The following is an 18,115-nucleotide window of genomic DNA, read 5'->3' on the forward strand; positions in this document are numbered from 1 at the left end:
CGGTCTCTGCAATCATCACCCAGGATGATAAATGGGATGAATAACATTCGCTAGTCTGATTTGAAGCGCTCGGTCACAACCGTCGGGCAGCTGCGGCGCAGCGAAATCGGGTGGCTGTCACCCGTGACCAGGAGGCAGAGATAGCCGGCGCCCGGCGATGGAGAGCGACATGGCAAGTCTTGGAGAGATCAGCAGCACGTTCGCGGAACCCTTCGGCACCCGCGTGGCGACGACCGCCCGTCTGGTGGTGCGCGCGGTGCGCCATATCACCGAGGCCATCGCCCGCCGCAACGAGCTGACCGTGCTCGGCGCCATGAATGACGCCATGCTGCGCGACATCGGCATCGACCGCGCCGACCTGCGCGACGCGGCGTCCGTGCCGTGGTGGTCGGACCCGACGCAGGTGCTGGTGTCGCGCTCCGTGGAGCGTCAGGCCTCCCGCAAGCTGCAGCAGCGCCTCGCCGCCCGGCAGCGCATGGCGCCCTGAGCGGCGCCGCCCTTTTTCGATTGCGGTCGCGCCCCTCGGGACCGCCGCCTCGCCCGCACCGCCCGTCGGTGCGGGCTCTTTGTTTGTGCGCCCGCCGAGGACGGCGTCAGCGCTTCGGGCCGCCGTGCTCGCGGCCGGAGCTGCGGTCGAGCATCTGGCTCCAGAAGTCGAACGGATAGAAGCCCGTGGGGCCGCCGGCCTGGCCCTTGCCGGCCTCGAACGGCGAGAAGCCGGGCGGGAAGCCCTGGGCGAAGAACTGCGCGAAATAGTCCTGGAAGGGCAGGGGGCCACTGAGGGCGGGCTGCGGCGGGGGCGGCGCCACCGGCTTGGGCGCCGGCTGCTGGGCCGCGGCCCAGGCCTGCGCCGGCATCTGGAAATTGGCCATGGAGGCGCTGATGGCATCCGAGAGCGCCTGCCACGGATTGGCGTTGCGGCTGGCCGCGCCGCGCAGGCCGAACGGCGACTGCACCATCATCTGCGCGAAGGAATCGAGCCAGGGGTTGCCGGTGCTCTTGGGAGCCGCCTGCTGCGGCGGCGGGGTCAGGAAGTTGCTCAGCGCGTCGATCCAGGGATTGCCGGTGGGCAGCGGCTGGCCGCTGGCCCGCGCCAGCGAGGCCGCCAGCAACTGGTTCATGGCGCCGGACGCCGCCAGCGACTTGGCGAGCCCGCCCAGCAGCAGGGTGGCGAAAGAGGGCATCACCTGCTTGACCACGGCGGCGGCCAGCCCCGAGGTGGTGGCGGCGTGGTCGGCGACGGCGCGGGCGACGTCCGGGCTGCCGAACACCGTCTCCAGCACCGGGTCGCCGGGCTTGGCGAGATCCCCGGGCACGGTCGGAGGGTGTTCGTAGAGCCCGCCATAGGGCCCGCTCATCATCAGCACGGTGAGGTTGGCCATGCCTTCCGGCGACTGCATGGCGCGCTGCATCGCGGCCGAGAACGCCGGCATCAGCGCTTCCATGACCCGCTGCGCCTGCTGAGCCGACAGGCCGTAAAGGCTCGCCAGGTTCTCGACGCCATGCCCGCCTTGTGCGGCGCGCAGCAATTGTACGAACTGATCCATGGTGGCCTCCCCTGCGCCACCCTACGCCATCATCCCGCCGAAATCACGGGTCGATGGCGACCGCGTCCTGGGGGGAGGAGAGCGCCGGCATCTCCGCCGCTGCGGGATGGGGCGTGGGGACTTGATTCCCGGCGGCCGCATCGGCGCCGATTTTCTCGATCAGCCGGAAGGCGAAGATCATGGCGGCGACGCCAAAGGCCGCGGCGCCCAGGGACTGGCCGAGAATCACGCCGTTCGTGCCCATCAGGCGCCCGCCCGCCCACACGAAGGGAACGGTGCCGAGCGTGGCCCGGCCCCAGTTGAACAGGGTGGACAGCAGCGGCGCGCCGAGATTGTTGAAGGCGGCGTTGGAGACGAACAGGGCGCCGAGGAACATGAAGCTGCCGGCCGACACCAGGCAGAAGAAGGAGACGATCTCCTCGCCCTGCGCCGTCAAGCTGAACACCGAGGCGATGCTGTCGCGGCCGAGCGCGAGCAGCACCCAGATCGTGCCCACATAGGCCAGCGTCAGCAGCAGGCTGTCCTTCAGCGTGGCGCGCAGCCGGTCGAAGCGGCCGGCACCGATGTTCTGGCCGAAGATCGGCCCGACGGCGCCGGTGAGCGCGAACAACGGGCCGAAGGCCACCGGGATGATGCGCCCGATCACCGCCCAGGCGGCCACCGCATGGTCGCCATAGGGCGCCAGCGCGCTGGTGACATAGGCGTTGCCCACCGGCGTGGCGATATTGGTGAGGATGGCCGGCACCGCGATGGCGCTGATGGCCGGCACCCGGGTCGCCAGCATGGCGAGCCGCGGGCGGACCAGCAGGCGGTGGACGCGGCCGCACCAGACCAGGCCGGCCACCGCCATGAACAGCCGCGAGGCGACGCTGGCGGCGGCGGCGCCATCGACGCCCAGCCCGAGGGCGAGGATGAAGATCGGGTCGAGCGCCGCCATCAGCAGCCCGGCGCCGAGCGTCACCCACATGGCGCGGCCGGCGTCGCCGGTGGCGCGCAAAAGGCCGGAGCTGACCATGCCGAGGCCGAGCAGGGGCGTGGACAGGGTGATGACGAACAGGAAGCGCTCGGCGATCTGCGCCGTGCGGCCGGTGGCGCCGAGCAGATGCAGCAGCGGGCCGATCAGCGGCAGCGAGACCAGGGTGAGGAGAAGGCTCACCACCGTCACATAGACGATGGCCGAGGTGGCGAGCTGCCGGGCCGCGCGGCGCCGGCCGGCGCCGAGCGCGCGCGACACGGTGGCGGAGGCGGCGATCATGATGCCGAGCGCCACCGAGGTGACGAAGAACATCATCGTGCCGGCATAGCCGATGGCCGCCGCCAGTTCGGCCTCACCCAGCAGCGAGATGTAGAACAGGTTCAGCAGGTCCACCACGAACACCGCGATGAGGCCGACGGAGCCGGTGGCGGTCATCACCGCCACGTGCCGCATGATCGGGCCGTGGGTGAAGGTGGGGTGGGAGCGGGTCATGGAACCTGGGGGTGGGGCGGCGGACGGCTGTTCCTACCACGAAAGCCGGCCCGCAGCGCCACGCCGCCGCGGGAGGCAGCCCGCGCTGGCGCGTCCTCAGCCGGAGAATTCGGTCTCGTGGCTGAGCACGTCCTGGGCTTCCGGATTGAGCGGACGGGCCGGCTTCTCCGGCGCGATCAGCGGCTCCGGTTCCACCTTGCGCGGGGTGATCATGTCGATGCCCGCATAGAGCCCTTCCTCCAACTGGCGCAGCAGGCGGGTGCGGTCGCGCTCGCGCACGTCGGCGACACGCTGGCGGGCCGTCTCCGGGTCGAGGCCGAGGGATTCCAGCGTGCGGGTGCCGAAGGCGAAGGCCGATTCGACGGTCTCGCGAATCTCGAAATCCACCCCCTTGCGCAGCAGGTCCATGGAATGGACGCGGTCGAAGCTGCGCACGAACAGGCGGGCCTGGGGCATGGAGGCCTTCACGATCTCGACGATGCGGGTGGCGGCGTCCTTGTCGTCCACGCACACGGCGATGACCTCGGCGGTCTCGGCCCCGGCCGAGCGCAGCACGTCGAGCCGGGTGCCGTCGCCATAATAGATGTGCACGCCGAACCGGCCGGCGCTCTGGATCATCTCCACGTCGTTGTCGATGATGGTGACGCCCACGTTCTCCGCCAGCAGGCATTGCGAGACCACCTGGCCGAAGCGGCCGAAGCCGATCACCAGCACGGTGCCGTTGGCATCGGTGAAGTCGTCCGGCTCGGGCTCGGGCGTGGCCTTCCTGAGGCGGGGCAGCAGGACCTCGATGCCGGCGAAGGCCAGCGGGCCGATCATCATGGTCAGCGCCGCGGTGGCGACGAGCAGGGCCGCCTGCTCCTGGTTCAGGATGCCGTTGGACAGAGCGAGCGGAAACAGCACGAAGGCGAACTCGCCCGCCGGCATCAGCACCGCCCCGGCGCGCAGGCCGTCCGCCAGGTCGCGGTGGTCGCCGCGATAGAGCACGAAGACCACGGCGAACTTGATGAGGGTGATGACCAGCGCGCCCGACAGCACGGGGACCAGGTGCGGCACCACTACGCCGAGGTCCAGCGTCATGCCGACGCCCATGAAGAACAGCGCCAGCAGCAGGCCGCGGAAGGCGTCGATATTGGCTTCCAGCTCGTGGCGGAAGGTGCTTTCCGACAGCAGCAGGCCGGCGAGGAACGCGCCGAGCGCCATGGAGAGGCCGGCGAACGCCATGATGCCCGCCGCCCCCAGCACCACCAGCAGCGCCGCCGCCGTCATCGCCTCGCGCGCGCCGGAGCGGGCGAGCAGGCGGAACAGGGGATTGAGCAGGAAGCGGCCGGCCAGCACGATGACGCTGATGGCCGCCAGCATGCCGGCCGCCTGGAGCAGCACGCCCATGGGGTCGCGCGGCGCGGCCGCGTGGTCCGTCGGCGCGATCAGCGGGACCAGCGCCAGCAGCGGGACGATGGCGATGTCCTGGAACAGCAGGATGGAGAAGGCGCGCTGGCCGTAGCCGGACGACAGGTCGCCGCGCTCGGACAAGAGTTGCAGGGCGATGGAGGTGGCGGACATGGCGAGCGCCATGCCGGAGATGACCGCTCCCGCCCAGCCGAAGCCGAGCATGTAGGCCACCCCGGCGATCACCGCGCCGGTGATCAGCAATTGCGCCGTGCCGAGGCCGAAGATGTAGCGCCCCATGGACAGCAGGCGCGAGGGCTGGAGCTCCAGGCCGATGAGGAACAGCAGCAGGACGACGCCGAGTTCCGCAACCGTAATGACGGTGGAGGGATTGGCGACGTTGAGCCCCACCGGGCCGATGGCGATGCCGGACGCAAGGTAGCCGACGACGGGGGAGAGGCCGAGGCGCTTGGCCACGGGAACGGAGATGACGGCTGCGGCGAGGAAGGCGAGGGCGCTCAGAAAGAGCGTGTGTTCATCCCCATGCATCCACCTTGTCCCCCCGCGCCCCCGCTGGTGCCCCGCCTTGTGGCGCCCAAGCATGGCCAAACCATGCCGTGCGCGCCCATTTCTTCCACCACCGGTGGATGGGGCGCGCGCAGCTACTTCAGCGCGTCGAAGCCCGGGCCGAAGCCGTTGAGGCCGAGGGGGATGCCGATGCCCTCCTCAGGTGTCTGGAAGATGATGAACGTGGCCTGCTTGCCGGTGCGCAGCCGGGCGACGAGGGCATCGTCCATCACCACTTCCGCGACGCAGCCATTGGGCAGGCAGCGCACGAAGCCAGCGCGGCCCACATCGGTATCGTCGATCTTCAGGCCGAGGCCGGACGGCAGCAGCACGCCGAGCGGGGCGAGCACGCGCAGCAGGCGGCTCTTCTGGTCGGCGGTGCGCAGCACGATGACGGTGAGGCCGACGTTCGGCCGGTCGTCCGCCTGCACGCTCTGCAGCAGCACGCACTGCTCGCTCTGCGCGCCCGGCGGGGTATCGCAGCGGATCTGCCAGTCGCCGAACGTCTGCTTCACCACCCCTTGCGCCGCCGCCGGCGTGACGGCGCCCATGCCCAGGACGAGGCCGGCGAGGCCCAGCGCCGGCAGCAGGCTGCGCAGGCGGGGCAGGGCCGAAGCCAGGGAACGGCGGAAGGGCAGCATCAGCATCATCGAACAGGCTCCAGCCGTGCAAGGCGATGACGCCTGCGGCCGTGGAATATCATGTCTTGCTTAAGGGGCGCGACGTGCATGTCAAGAATGAGGACGCCCCGCCGCGCCACGCGCGGGGCGCGAAGCGGCATTGGAAAGACGCCAGAAATGTGTGGAATTGTTCTAAACAGCGCGGGCGCCTCGTAGGAAGCACTGCGCCGGATGCCCCGACTTTGTGTCGCATCGGAGGCAGATTGGAGCTAATTGCGGGGCACTGCGAATTGTGTTTGATGTAAATCAAGAAAGAAGCCAAAGCGCCTTTTCGCGAGCGTGGCCGCACGACAACTGCCGGTTGCGTTTACAGGCGGTTTTGGTCCTAGGGCTGAAACACGATGTCCGGCGCGTCGCCGCTCCGGGGAGAGGGCAAACATGAAGTCATTCGTCCGCACCGCCGGTCTCGCCATGGTCGCGCTGGCGGCCGTGAGCCTGTCGGGTGCCGCAGCCTGGGCGGGAATGGGCCAGCCCTCGGAGTGGCAGATCGGCCTCCAGGGCGCCGCCACGCCGGTGATGGAGAGCATCCACTCCTTCAACACCTTTCTGCTCACCATCATCTCGGCCATCGTGCTGTTCGTGACGGTGCTGCTGTCGATCGTGATCGTCCGCTTCAACGAGAAGGCGAACCCGGTCCCCTCCAAGACCACGCACAACACGCTGATCGAGGTGGTGTGGACGGTGGTGCCGGTGATGATCCTGGTGGCCATCGCCATTCCCTCCTTCCGCCTGCTGCACCTTGAGCTGCACACGCCGGAACCGGACATGACGGTGAAGGTCACCGGGCACCAGTGGTACTGGTCCTACGAATATCCCGACAACGGCGGTTTCAGCTTCGATTCGCTGATGGTCGGCGAGAAGGACCTCAAGCCCGGCCAGCCGCGCCTGCTGACGGTTGACAATGAGGTGATCGTGCCGGTGAACAAGACCGTCCGGGTCTATGTGACCAGCGCCGACGTGATCCACTCCTTCGCCGTGCCCTCGTTCGGCGTGAAGATCGACGCCATTCCGGGCCGCCTCAACGAGTCGTGGTTCAAGGCCACCAAGGAAGGCGTATATTACGGCCAGTGTTCGGAGCTGTGCGGACGTGACCACGCCTTCATGCCGCTCGCGGTGCGGGTGGTGAGCCAGCAGGACTTCGACGCCTGGGTCGGCCAGGCCAAGCAGAAGTATTCCGACGTGCCGGTGATCGCGCCGGCGCAGCTCGCGGACGCCGGCGGCGTGCGCTGAACCCCTCGGGGGCAGGATCGGGCGCGCCGGGCGCGCGCCCCGACATCGAGCTGGCCGGGCCGGGAAGGTTCGGCCCCAGGCCGCCGGGCAGACCAGCCGGAAGACGACCTGGACCCATAGTCAGCTGAGTAGGGCCGCCGCGGCAGGGCCGCGCGCCTGACCGAGATCGAGGATCGAACCCATGGCCACTGAGGCAACGTCTTACGGCGCCCCCCACGACGAGCATGTGCCGACCGGCTGGCGGCGCTGGGCCTTTTCCACCAACAACAAGGACATTGGCATCATGTACCTGATCTTCGCCATCGTGGCGGGGATCGTGGGCGGCGCCCTGTCCATCGGCATCCGGCTCGAGCTGATGGAGCCGGGCCTGCAATATTTCAAGAATCCGCAGACCTTCAACGTGTTCACCACGGGCCACGGCCTCATCATGATCTTCTTCATGGTGATGCCGGCTCTGATCGGCGGCTTCGGCAACTATTTCATCCCGCTGATGATCGGGGCGCCCGACACCGCCTTCCCGCGCATCAACAACATCGCCTTCTGGCTGCTGATCCCCTCCTTCGCCCTCGCCATCATGTCGCTCTTCGTCGAGGGCGCGGCGGGCTCGGACGGCTTCGGCGGCGGCTGGACCATCTATCCGCCGCTGTCCTCCAAGCTCGGCCATCCCGGTCCGGCCATGGACCTCTTGATCTTCTCGCTGCACGTGGCCGGCGCCTCGTCCATCCTCGGGGCGATCAACCTCATCACCACCATCTTCAACATGCGCGCCCCCGGCATGACGCTGCACAAGATGCCGCTGTTCGCCTGGGCCCAGCTCATCACCGCTTTCCTGCTGCTGCTGTCGCTGCCGGTGCTGGCCGGTGCCATCACCATGCTGCTCACCGACCGCAACTTCGGCACCACCTTCTTCGACCCGGCCGGCGGCGGCGACCCGATCCTGTTCCAGCACCTGTTCTGGTTCTTCGGCCACCCCGAGGTCTACATCCTCATCCTGCCCGGCTTCGGCATCGTCTCGCACATCATCTCCACCTTCTCCCGCAAGCCCATCTTCGGCTATCTGGGCATGGCCTATGCGATGGTGGCGATCGGCGTGGTGGGCTTCGTGGTGTGGGCGCACCACATGTACACGGTGGGCCTGTCGTCCTCGACCCAGTCCTACTTCGTCGCCGCGACCATGATCATCGCCGTGCCGACGGGCGTGAAGATCTTCTCCTGGATCGCCACCATGTGGGGCGGCTCGCTTCAGTTCCGCACCCCGATGCTGTGGTCGATCGGCTTCATCTTCCTGTTCACCGTCGGCGGCGTCACCGGCGTGGTGCTGTCCAACGCCGGCATCGACCGCTCGCTGCACGACACCTATTACGTGGTGGCCCACTTCCACTACGTGCTGTCGCTGGGCGCGGTGTTCGCCATCTTCGCCGGCTGGTACTACTGGTTCCCGAAGATGAGCGGCTACATGATCCCCGAGTTCTGGGGCAAGCTGCACTTCTGGGTCACGTTCGTGGGCGTGAACATGGTGTTCTTCCCGCAGCACTTCCTGGGCCTCGCCGGCATGCCGCGCCGCTATGCGGATTATCCGGATGCCTTCGCCCACTGGAACTTCATCTCATCCATCGGCTCCTACATCTCGGGCGTGGCGGTGCTGATCTTCCTCACCGGCGTCACCCTGGCCTTCGTGCGCAAGGAGAAGGCCGGCGACAATCCGTGGGGCGCCGGCGCCACCACGCTGGAATGGACGCTGCCCTCGCCGCCGCCCTACCACCACTTCGAAGTGCTGCCGCGCATCAAGTGACGGGCGCGGCCCATTGAACCCGAGACCGGCCGGCGCGGGTCCCCGCGCCGGCCGCATCGTCAAGGCTCCCGGGCGGTTCCGCTCGGGAAGAACAGGGGGCCCCGCAGCGCGCGGCCGGCTCTAGGACGACCGAGCGGACCGGCCTTCGTGATGCCCCAGGAAGGCCATGTTCCCGCCAAGTGCCCACGCCAAGTGCCCCTGCCAGGGCCTGGCGGGGCGGTGGATGAGAGCTGATGAGCGACGTGAGCGTTGGATTGAATGAGAAGCGGGGCCTCAGCCTCGCGCCGGAAGCCCCGGGCGGGCTGGCGTCACCGCGCGACTACATCGCGCTGCTGAAGCCGCGGGTGATGTCGCTGGTGATCTTCACCGCGCTGGTCGGCCTGGTGCGCGCGCCCGATCACGTCCATCCGGTCATTGCCTTCACCGCGCTCCTGTGCATCGCCGTCGGGGCGGGCGCCGCCGGCGCCCTCAACATGTGGTGGGACGCGGACATCGACGCGGTGATGACCCGCACGAAGGGCCGGCCCATTCCCTCCGGACGGGTCACCCCGCAGGAGGCGCTGGCCTTCGGCCTGACGCTGTCGGCCTTCTCGGTGGTGGTGCTCGGCCTGCTGGTGAACGCCTTGGCCGGCGCGCTGCTGGCCTTCACCATCTTCTTCTACGTGGTGGTCTACACCATGTGGCTGAAGCGCTCGACCTCGCAGAACATCGTCATCGGCGGCCTCGCCGGCGCGCTGCCGCCCATGGTGGCCTGGGCCGCCGCCTCGGGCACCGTCAGCCTCGAGAGCGTCATCCTCGTCGCCATCATCTTCTTCTGGACCCCGCCGCATTTCTGGGCGCTGTCGCTCTATCGCGCGGATGACTACGCCCGCGCCGGCATCCCCATGCTGCCGGTCACCGCCGGCCCGGACGAGACCCGCCGGCAGATCCTGCTCTACACCCTGTTCCTGGTGCCGCTGGCGCTCTCGCCCGTGGCCCTCGGCGAGGCGGGCCTCGCCTATGGCATCGTCGCCGCCGTCACCGGCCTCGGCATGCTGGCGCTGGCGGTGAACGTCTATCGCCGTCGCACGGGGACGGAAGCGGTGCGCGCCGCCAAGAAGCTGTTCGGCTTCTCCATCCTCTATCTGTTCCTGCTGTTCGCCACCTTGCTGGCGGAAGCGGTGGTCGCGGGGATCTGAGCTGTTGGCACAGAAGGTACATCGCAAGCTCGGCGACGAGCGCCCGAAGGAGGAGGCCCCGCCGGCTGTGCGACCGCCGCCGGACGGCGTCGTGCTGACGCCCGAGCAACTGCGCCGCCGCCGCGCCCGCTCCATCGCCATCGCCTCCGTGCTCGGCTTCCTGGTGGTGCTGTTCTACGTGGTCACCATCGTGAAGCTCGGCCCCGGCGTCGTGCTGAACCGGCCGTTGTGAGGTAGGCATGGACGCGCGCGAGACCAGTGGAACCGGCCAGGAGCCCTCGGGCGGCGCGCAGCAGGCGGCCCCGCCAGCCGCCGGCCGCCGCCGCTCCCGGCGCACGGAGGCCCTGATCGTCGCCGGCTGCGTCGCCTTCGTCGGTGCCATGGTGGGCGTCACCTATGCCTCCGTGCCGCTCTACCAGGCCTTCTGCACCCTCACCGGCTTCGGCGGCTATACCCGCACCGGCGACGCCGCGCCCGGCAAGGTGCTGGACCGCACCATCACCGTGCGCTTCGACGCCAACGTGGCACCCGGACTGTCGTGGGACTTCCGTCCCGAGCAGACCAAGGTGGATGTGAAGGTCGGCGAGACCAAGATGGCGTATTATTTCGCCGGCAATCGCAGCCCGGCGGAGACCTATGCCAACGCCACCTACAATGTGATGCCGTCCACCGCAGGTGCCTATTTCGTCAAGCTCCAGTGCTTCTGCTTCAACGAGCAGACGCTGAAGGGCGGCGAGAAGCTGGACATGCCGGTGGTCTTCTTCATCGATCCCGCCATCGCCGACGACCCGGAGATGGACGAGGTCAGCACCATCACGCTGTCCTACACCTTCTTCCCCGCCAAGCCGCCGGCCGCCACCCAGGCGCGGGCAGAGCCGGCCAAAAGCGAGAAGCAGATGTAGGCGGGGCGGCGCGCAACCGCGCGCTGTTGACGCAAGGGTTCCAACGCGGCGCCGGCGCCAATCCGGCGGCGCTGTGGCATAGTCAAGAACGACTGGGATGAAAGGGGAGGCCGCGAGAGATGGCCGAGGGACACGCGAAGCATCACGACTATCACGTAGTCGATCCGAGCCCGTGGCCGATCATCGGCGCCATCGCGGCCTTCATCATGACCGCCGGGGCGGTGCTGTGGCTGCATGGCGGGTCCGCCCTGCCCATGTCGCTGGGCCTGCTGGGCGTCCTCTACACCATGTTCGGCTGGTGGCGGGACATCGTGCGGGAAAGCCGCACCGGCTATCACACCAAGGTGGTGCAGATCGCGTTCCGCTACGGGACGATCCTGTTCATCGCCTCGGAAGTGATGTTCTTCGTCGCCTGGTTCTGGGCCTTCTTCGACGCCGCCCTGTTCTCCGGCGAGGCGATCAACTACAGCCGGTTCGAATTCACCGGCGGCACCTGGCCGCCCAAGGGCATCGAGGCGCTCTCCCCCTGGCACCTGCCGCTGCTCAACACCCTGATCCTGCTCACCTCGGCCACCACCATCACGTGGGCGCACCATGCGCTGCTGGAAGGGGACCGGCAGGGCCTGAAGTGGGGCCTGTGGTGCACCATCCTGCTCGGCCTGCTGTTCAGCACGTGCCAGGCCTATGAATACATGCACGTGCATTTCGCCTTCTCGGGCAGCATCTACGGCTCCACCTTCTTCATGGCGACCGGCTTCCATGGCTTCCATGTGATCGTGGGCACCATCTTCCTGATGGTCTGCCTGCTGCGCACCTATCTGGGCGACTTCACGCCGGAGCGGCACTTCGGCTTCGAGGCCGCCGCCTGGTACTGGCACTTCGTGGACGTGGTGTGGCTGTTCCTGTTCACCTTCGTCTATGTGTGGGCCGCGGCGGGGGCATCCGCAGCGCACTGAGCCGGGCGTCCCGGAAATCGGGGGCGGCGTGAGCCGCCCCTTTTTTGTTCGAGCCGGAGGAAGGCGACATGAGCCTCGACCCCTATATGGCGCCAGTGTCGCCGATCGCGGCAGGCCTGTCTTGCCGCTGCCCGCGCTGCGGCAAGGGCAAGCTGTTCTCTGGCTTCCTCACCATGGCCCCGCGCTGCGAGGCCTGCGGGCTCGACTATGGCTTCATCGATGCGGGCGACGGGCCGGCGGTGTTCGTCATCCTGATCGGCGGGGCTGTTGTGGTCGGCCTCGCTTTGTGGGTGGAGGCGAAATACGAGCCGCCTTTGTGGCTGCATGCGCTGCTGTGGGTGCCGAGCATCCTCGTGGTCACGCTGGGGCTGCTGCGTCCGTTCAAGGGCGTGCTGGTGGCCCTGCAATATCGCAACAAGGCGGCCGAGGGCCGGCTGGAGCATCGCGACACCCCATGAGCGGCGAGGCGCAGGCTCGCGCGCCCGCCGGCGACCATGTCCGCCCGGCGCGCGGCGGCAGGGTCCTGCCGCTGCTGGCGGCCGGGGCCGCCTTTCTCATCCTGGTCGGGCTCGGTACCTGGCAGCTGGAGCGGCGCTCCTGGAAGCTCGAGCTGATCCGCCAGGTGGAGGAACGCGCCGATGCGCCCGCCCGGCCGCTGCCGCCCCCCGCCGCCTGGGGTCGCCTCTCTCGCGCCGAGGACGAATATGCCCATGTGCAGGTGACGGGCAGCTTCGACCACGCCCGCGAGACTCTGGTCTATACCGTGCTGTCCGACCCCAAGGGCGAGGCCCGGGGGCAGGGCTTCCTCGTCATCACGCCGCTGATGCTGCCGGACGGGCGTTCCGTGCTGGTCAACCGGGGCTTCGTGCCGCTGGAGAAGCGCACGCCCGCCAGCCGCGCGCAGGGGCAGGTGGCGGGTCCGGTGAGCGTCACCGGCTTGCTGCGCTTTCCGGAGGAAGCCAGCGTCTTCGTGCCCGCCAACGATCCGGCCAAGGACGCCTGGTACCGGCGCGACCCGGCGGAGATCGCCGCCGCGCGGGGCCTTCCGGGGGCGGCGCCGTTCCTGATCGATGCCGACGCCGCGCCGAACCCCGGCGGGCTGCCGCAGGGCGGGGAGACGCGCCTCGCCTTCCCCAACCGGCACCTGGAATATGCGCTGACCTGGTACGGCCTCGCCGCGACCCTGCTCGGGGTGGGGCTGGCCGTCGCTCTCTCGCAGCGGGCGGCGCGCCGGCGGACGCCTCATCCCTGACGTCGGCGGGGACGGCTTGCCAGGACCCGACTTGCCAGGACGGCCGGAAGGCGGTCTATCGCACTGCGGGGCGGGTGTGCCGTGCGGACGAGGGACCGCGCGGGCGCTGCGCCCGGTCCGGACCGGAGGGACATGATGGCGCGCACGGATGCGATCGTGCTGGGGGCGGGGATCGTCGGGGTCAGCGCCGCGCTGCATCTCAAGGCGCGCGGCCTGTCGGTGGCGTTGGTGGACCGGCAGGCGCCGGGCGAGGCCACCTCGTTCGGCAATGCCGGGGTGATCGAGGGCAGCGCGCTGCTGCCGGTGTCCCTGCCGCGCGATCCGCTCACGCTGCTGCGCCATGCGCTGAAGCTCTCGCCGCAGAGCAACTACCGTCTCGCCGCGCTGCCCGGCTACGCCTCATGGTTGACGGCCTATTTCCGCGCCTCCGCCCCCGCCGCCCAGGCGGTGATCGGGCGCGAACTGCGTCCGATCCTGGCGCTGGCGCGGGCCGAACATCATGCTCTGGCGAAGCCCGCGCGGGCCATGGGCCTGCTGTCGGCCACCGGCTACCTGAAGCTCTACCACCGGGAGGCGGATCTGGCCGCCACAGCCGTCGAGCGCGCCTTGGCGGACGAACTGGGCGTCGCCTACACGGTGCTCGACGCCGCCGGCGTGCGGGTGCTGGAGCCGGCGCTGAAGCCCGGCTTCACCGCCGCCGTGCATTGGCACGATTGCGACAATGTCAGCGATCCCGGTGGGCTCGTGAAGGCCTATGCGGCGCTGTTCGAGCAGCAGGGCGGCCTGTCCCTGCGCGGCGATGCCCGCAGCCTGCGCCGCTCCGGCGCGCGCTGGCGGGTGGAGACCGCCGAGGGGCCGGTGGATGCGGACGTGGCGGTGGTGGCGCTCGGCCCCTGGAGCCTCGATCTGCTGAAGCCGCTGGCTCTGCCGGCGCCGCTGCCGATGGCGGTGAAGCGCGGCTACCACGTGCATTTCGCCGCCCAGCCCGGCGTGGTGCTCAACCGCGGCGTGACCGATCGGGCCGGGGGCTTCGCGCTGCAATGGACTAAGGGCGGCATCCGCGCCACCACCGGGGTGGAGTTCGCCCGGCGGGACGATCCCCCCACCGACATCCAGGTGCGCCGGGTCATCGCCAACGTGCGCAAGCTGCTGCCGGTGGGCGCGGTGCGGGAGGCGGAGCCGTGGCTGGGCTTCCGCCCGGCCTTCGCCGATTCCAAGCCGGTGATCGGCCCGGCGCCGGGGCAGCCGGGCCTGTTCCTGGACTTCGGGCACAGCCATTGGGGGCTGACGCTGGGGCCGGTGTCCGGCCGGCTGCTGGCCGACCTCGTCACCGGCGCCACGCCCTGCATCGACCCCGCGCCATTCGCCCCCACGCGGTTCGCGAAAGGGGCCTGAGCGCGCTCCGATCAGATTGAATCCATCTGGTCGGAGCGCGCGCCGCGTTCAGCGGGTGTAGAGCTCGCGCGGCCGCCGGCCGTCCTTGAAGTAGCCGACGAAGGCCGCGACCCCCACCCCCTGCGCCAGCAGGCCCGGCATGAGGGCGGCGAAATCCATGATGGTCGCGCCATCGGGAGTGATGAGCGCGCGGATGGAGAACTGGCAGAAGGCGCTCACCGCCACCCACACGATCATCAGCAGCGGCGCGACGCTCAGCGCATGGCGCGAGCGCAGGACGGTGAGGGCGACGAAGCTGACCGCCCACAGGAACAGGATGGCCTGCGGCACCAGCCCGAAGCGCAGCATCTGGGTGGAGACGGAATTTCCCGTCACCGAATCCGCGATGGCCGAGAAGGCGCCTTGGGTGCCCAGCGCCGAAATCAGCGTGAACAGCCCCGCCAGCGGCACGGCGACGATGCCGCACGCGCACCAGAAGATGATCGCCAGCACGCCGCCGAGGGCCCCGGCTTCACCGAAGCGGCGGCGGCGTTTGGGGATGGGCGGCACGGCGGACATGGGCAACTCCTCGGGGATCGCGCTCGGGCGACGCGCGTTGCTGCGTGCTCTAACACAAAAGCCGCCGGGGCCATCATCGTCCCGCGGCGGCGGCCGGGAACTGGTCGCGCCAGGCGCGCTGGGCGCCGGGATGGGGCAGCGTTGTGGCCTCATGGACGGCGCGCGCCACCGCGCGGGCCAGCACCGCCGCCCCCGTGGCGCCGATGGCCAGGAGATCGCCCACCGGGTCGGCCATCTGGGCCGTGCCGGTGGCGAGCGCGAAGACGCAGTCGCCGTCCAGTGGGGTGTGGACGGGAAACAGCGAGAGCGCCAGCCCGTCCTGCGCCATCACCGCGAAGTGGCGGGCCTGCGCACCCGAGAACACGGCGTCGGTCGCCACCACGGCGAGGGTGGTGGCGGTCATCGGTGTCGCGCCCTTCAGGTGGATGGCGGCGCCGTCCGCCGGCAGCGGCGACGGCAGGCCGAGGCCGCCGAACTCGCCGTCGCGCTCGAACGGGGCGGCGCGAAAGTGCGGGCCATTGCCCATCAGCGGGCAGCCGAGCGCGTTCACCGCCACCAGCGCCCCCACCACATGGCCGGAGGGCGACATGGCCGAGGCCGAGCCCAGCCCGCCCTTGACGCGGGCGGTGGTGGCCCCGGTGCCGGCACCGACGCTGCCGAGCGCGAACTCCGGCCCGGCCGCCTCCGCCGCCGCGCGGCCGAGCGCGCGATAGGGCGGCTCCTCGCCCCAGGCCTTGTCGCCGCCGTTCAGCAGGTCGAACAGGATGGCGGCGGGCACGATGGGCACCCGCACGTCGCGCACCGGGTGGCCGCGCCCGTGGGCGGCGAGCCAGCCCATGACGCCGGAGGCGGCGTCGAGCCCGAAGGCCGAGCCGCCGGACAGCACGATGGCATCCACGTGCGCCACCGTGGCGGCGGGGTCCAGCAGGTCGGTCTCCCGTGTGCCGGGACTGCCGCCGCGCACGTCCACCGCCGCCACGGCGGGCGGGTCGCACAGCACGGCGGTGACGCCGGAACCGAGTACCAGATCGGTGGCATGGCCGACGGCGAGGCCGGGAACATCGGTGATGAGATTGCGCATGGGGAGCCTCGCCGGTGGAGCCCCTAGCTCTAAAGCCGGACGGCCGGCGGCGGAAGCCGCCTGCGGCCCGGCGTGCGCCGACGGCTCAAGGGGACGTGATGGCCGGCGATCCAGCCGCTGCATGGCGCGGCTTCACAACGCGGGGAGGGGGGTGTTGCGGGGCTTGCCGCCCCCGCCGTCTGGGGCCATGAAACGGGCACCGCGCCTTTCCCGGAGGCCGACGTATCGAGTGCAAGGGTCCGATGGCCGACGTTTCCCTTCCCGCCGCCTTTCTCGCCGGCCTCGCCAGTTTCCTGTCGCCCTGCGTCCTGCCGCTGGTGCCGCCCTATCTATGCTACATCGGCGGCGCCACGCTGGACGACCTGACCACGGCCGAGCCGTTGCGGCAGGTGGCGCGCCGGGCCTTCTACGGCGCGCTGCTGTTCGTCGCCGGCTTCACCGTGGTGTTCGTGATGCTGGGCGCCGGGGCATCCGCCATCGGCAATGTGCTGCGCGCCCATCTGGAGACGCTGTCGGTCATCGCCGGCTTCGCCATCATCCTGATGGGCCTCAACTTTCTCGGTGTGTTCAAGATCGCGCTGCTGTCGCGCACCGCCCGGCCGCATGTGGCCGAGCCCACGGGGCTGTGGGGCGCCTTCGTCATGGGCCTCGCCTTCGCCTTCGGCTGGACGCCGTGCCTCGGGCCGGTGCTCGGCGCCATCCTCGCGGTGGCGGGCTCGGAAGCCACGGTGGCGCGCGGCGCCAGCCTGCTGGCGGTCTATTCCGCCGGGCTCGGCGTCCCGTTCCTGGCGGCGGCGCTGGCGGTGCGGCCGTTCCTGAAGAGCCTCGCCCACATGCGTCGCATGCTGCCGATAGTGGAGAAGGTGCTGGGCGCCGTTCTGGTGCTCACCGGCATCGGCTTCCTGTCGGGGGGCATCGCCAATGTGAGCTACTGGCTGCTGGAGACCTTCCCCGGCCTCAGTTCGCTGGGTTGAGGTGGGCGGCGCGGCTCAGGACTTGTATCCGCGCAGCTGCGGGTTCGGCGCGCTGGCGGCGCTGCGGGCGCCGAGCGCGGCGTCGATGCGCGCCAGCGTCAGCGGCGTCTCGGTCTCCGGGGTGCGGGCGAGGGCGAAGCGCTGGCCCTCCTCGGCGATCTGCCGGCAGGCATCGGTATTGGCCCGGCACCAGGCGATCTTCTCGGGCAGGTCGGACAGGTCGGCTTTGACCGGCACATAATGGATCCACGGCACCAGCGCGTCATAGAACCACTGCCGGAAGCCGTAGGGCGAGGTGATCTTGATGACGCAGCAGCCCAGCAGCAGCCGCGAATAGAAGTTCATCCAAGCGGCGGAGAAGCCGTCCACGTCCACGGCGAAGCGCACCTTGGCCCATTCCAGCGGCCCGATGCGTTCGCGGCTGATGCCGTAAGGCGCAAGGTCCGCCCGGCCGGCGAAGGCCACGTCCACGCCCGGCATGTCCTTGAGCGCGAGGCACATGCGCACCCGCTGCCGCAGCAGTGGGTTGGCCGGGTCCATCCAGGCGTGGGTGATCTCGCCCTGGCCGGAGGGCGCGCCGCGCCAGCGCACCACATCCTCGCGCGCGTCCCACGGCACGCTCTGCGCCACCTCCCGGTAGGGGGCGTAGACGCGCGGCGTCATGAAGGCCCGGTCGGGAATGAGCACCGCATCGGGGTGGTTGGAGCAGAAGGTCAGCACGCCGGGCTGGGAGGAATGGTCGGCAAGGCTCGCCTCCACCGCGTCGGCGGCCGAGCGGGAGGCGAAATAGGCCATCACCGCGCCGCGCTTCCAGAGGCTGTTGATGCCTTCGCGGGTCAGCAGCGCGCCGCCCGCCGTGGCGGTGAACCAGCGGCCGTCATTCTCGAAGGTGAGGCGGGCATCCTGGGGATCGCCCGCGAGCACGCGCACCCGCCGGCCCGCGGGCACCACGGTGCTGAACCGGGCGCCCACCGCGAGCCGGATCGCCCAGCCGGGCGCGGCACGGAAGAGAAGGTCGGATAACGCTGCCATCGGGTGCGGCTTATAGAGCGATCGTGGCTCTTTTCGGTAGGGATTTTTAAGCCGGCGCCGCTGCCGCGCGTGGGGAGCCGCCTGCGCCTGGGGGCGGGCGGCTCCTTGCCGGCG

18 protein-coding genes are annotated in these 18,115 nt (G+C 69.9%); 11 read left to right on the forward strand and 7 right to left on the reverse strand.

Annotation, left to right across the window (positions count from 1 at the left end; all coding sequences use genetic code 11):
- Positions 1-169 precede the first annotated feature (169 nt).
- Complete coding sequence (locus tag YU1_RS28820; protein WP_198018888.1) at positions 170-487, forward strand: DUF1127 domain-containing protein; 318 nt, start codon at positions 170-172, stop codon at positions 485-487.
- A 106-nt stretch (positions 488-593) separates the two neighbouring features.
- On the opposite strand, the gene YU1_RS31905 is transcribed toward YU1_RS28820, so the two are convergent.
- The 4 genes from YU1_RS31905 to YU1_RS0109710 all read right to left on the reverse strand — a co-directional run bounded on the left by YU1_RS31905 (position 594) and on the right by YU1_RS0109710 (position 5,522).
- On the reverse strand, positions 594-1,547 hold the full coding sequence (locus YU1_RS31905; protein WP_029003895.1) for a DUF937 domain-containing protein: 954 nt from the start codon (positions 1,545-1,547) through the stop codon (positions 594-596).
- A gap of 43 nt (positions 1,548-1,590) precedes the next feature.
- Entirely contained in the window at positions 1,591-3,015 is a 1,425-nt protein-coding gene (locus YU1_RS0109700) for an MATE family efflux transporter (protein ID WP_029003896.1), read from the reverse strand.
- A 96-nt stretch (positions 3,016-3,111) separates the two neighbouring features.
- A complete protein-coding gene (locus YU1_RS0109705) occupies positions 3,112-4,953 on the reverse strand; it encodes a monovalent cation:proton antiporter-2 (CPA2) family protein (RefSeq protein ID WP_029003897.1) in 1,842 nt (613 codons plus the stop codon).
- 113 nt (positions 4,954-5,066) lie between these two features.
- Positions 5,067-5,522 carry an invasion associated locus B family protein gene (locus YU1_RS0109710; protein ID WP_245263281.1) on the reverse strand — a complete coding sequence of 152 codons (456 nt, stop codon included), beginning with the start codon at positions 5,520-5,522 and terminating at the stop codon, positions 5,067-5,069.
- A gap of 507 nt (positions 5,523-6,029) precedes the next feature.
- Here YU1_RS0109710 and coxB point away from each other — a divergent pair.
- From coxB to YU1_RS0109755, 9 genes are all read left to right on the forward strand, one after another.
- Complete coding sequence (gene coxB / locus YU1_RS0109715) at positions 6,030-6,881, forward strand: cytochrome c oxidase subunit II (protein ID WP_029003899.1); 852 nt, start codon at positions 6,030-6,032, stop codon at positions 6,879-6,881.
- Between the two features lie 181 nt (positions 6,882-7,062).
- A complete protein-coding gene (gene ctaD, locus YU1_RS0109720; protein ID WP_029003900.1) occupies positions 7,063-8,673 on the forward strand; it encodes a cytochrome c oxidase subunit I in 1,611 nt (536 codons plus the stop codon).
- Between the two features lie 233 nt (positions 8,674-8,906).
- Positions 8,907-9,851 carry a heme o synthase gene (gene cyoE / locus YU1_RS0109725; protein WP_029003901.1) on the forward strand — a complete coding sequence of 315 codons (945 nt, stop codon included), beginning with the start codon at positions 8,907-8,909 and terminating at the stop codon, positions 9,849-9,851.
- Between the two features lie 4 nt (positions 9,852-9,855).
- Positions 9,856-10,083, forward strand: coding sequence for a hypothetical protein (locus YU1_RS28830; protein ID WP_035714724.1), 228 nt, complete (start codon positions 9,856-9,858; stop codon positions 10,081-10,083).
- Between the two features lie 7 nt (positions 10,084-10,090).
- On the forward strand, positions 10,091-10,753 hold the full coding sequence (locus YU1_RS28835) for a cytochrome c oxidase assembly protein (protein ID WP_084539776.1): 663 nt from the start codon (positions 10,091-10,093) through the stop codon (positions 10,751-10,753).
- A gap of 119 nt (positions 10,754-10,872) precedes the next feature.
- Positions 10,873-11,709: a cytochrome c oxidase subunit 3 gene (locus YU1_RS0109740; protein ID WP_029003902.1), complete on the forward strand. Its 837-nt coding sequence runs from the start codon at positions 10,873-10,875 to the stop codon at positions 11,707-11,709.
- 68 nt (positions 11,710-11,777) lie between these two features.
- Positions 11,778-12,167, forward strand: a complete 390-nt coding sequence (locus tag YU1_RS0109745; RefSeq protein WP_029003903.1) for a DUF983 domain-containing protein — start codon at positions 11,778-11,780, stop codon at positions 12,165-12,167.
- Entirely contained in the window at positions 12,164-12,961 is a 798-nt protein-coding gene (locus YU1_RS28840) for an SURF1 family protein (protein WP_084539777.1), read from the forward strand. The genes YU1_RS0109745 and YU1_RS28840 overlap by 4 nt, the downstream gene beginning before the upstream one ends.
- A gap of 135 nt (positions 12,962-13,096) precedes the next feature.
- Positions 13,097-14,356: an NAD(P)/FAD-dependent oxidoreductase gene (locus YU1_RS0109755; protein WP_035714798.1), complete on the forward strand. Its 1,260-nt coding sequence runs from the start codon at positions 13,097-13,099 to the stop codon at positions 14,354-14,356.
- A 48-nt stretch (positions 14,357-14,404) separates the two neighbouring features.
- Here the strand turns inward: YU1_RS0109755 and YU1_RS0109760 are convergent, their stop codons facing one another.
- Together YU1_RS0109760 and YU1_RS0109765 are read right to left on the reverse strand one after the other, a co-directional pair.
- The gene (locus YU1_RS0109760) at positions 14,405-14,914 is read right to left on the reverse strand and encodes a DUF2569 family protein (RefSeq protein ID WP_029003905.1); all 510 of its coding nucleotides are present in this window, start codon (positions 14,912-14,914) and stop codon (positions 14,405-14,407) included.
- 73 nt (positions 14,915-14,987) lie between these two features.
- The gene (locus YU1_RS0109765; RefSeq protein WP_029003906.1) at positions 14,988-15,995 is read right to left on the reverse strand and encodes a P1 family peptidase; all 1,008 of its coding nucleotides are present in this window, start codon (positions 15,993-15,995) and stop codon (positions 14,988-14,990) included.
- Positions 15,996-16,237: 242 nt separating this feature from the next.
- On the opposite strand from YU1_RS0109765, the gene YU1_RS0109770 reads away from it, so the two are divergent.
- Positions 16,238-16,969: a cytochrome c biogenesis CcdA family protein gene (locus YU1_RS0109770; protein WP_029003907.1), complete on the forward strand. Its 732-nt coding sequence runs from the start codon at positions 16,238-16,240 to the stop codon at positions 16,967-16,969.
- Between the two features lie 15 nt (positions 16,970-16,984).
- On the opposite strand, the gene YU1_RS31910 is transcribed toward YU1_RS0109770, so the two are convergent.
- Complete coding sequence (locus tag YU1_RS31910) at positions 16,985-18,001, reverse strand: glycosyl transferase family 90 (RefSeq protein ID WP_051356698.1); 1,017 nt, start codon at positions 17,999-18,001, stop codon at positions 16,985-16,987.
- Positions 18,002-18,115 lie beyond the last annotated feature (114 nt).

The organism is Azorhizobium doebereinerae UFLA1-100 (assembly GCF_000473085.1).
Lineage (GTDB): Bacteria > Pseudomonadota > Alphaproteobacteria > Rhizobiales > Xanthobacteraceae > Azorhizobium > Azorhizobium doebereinerae.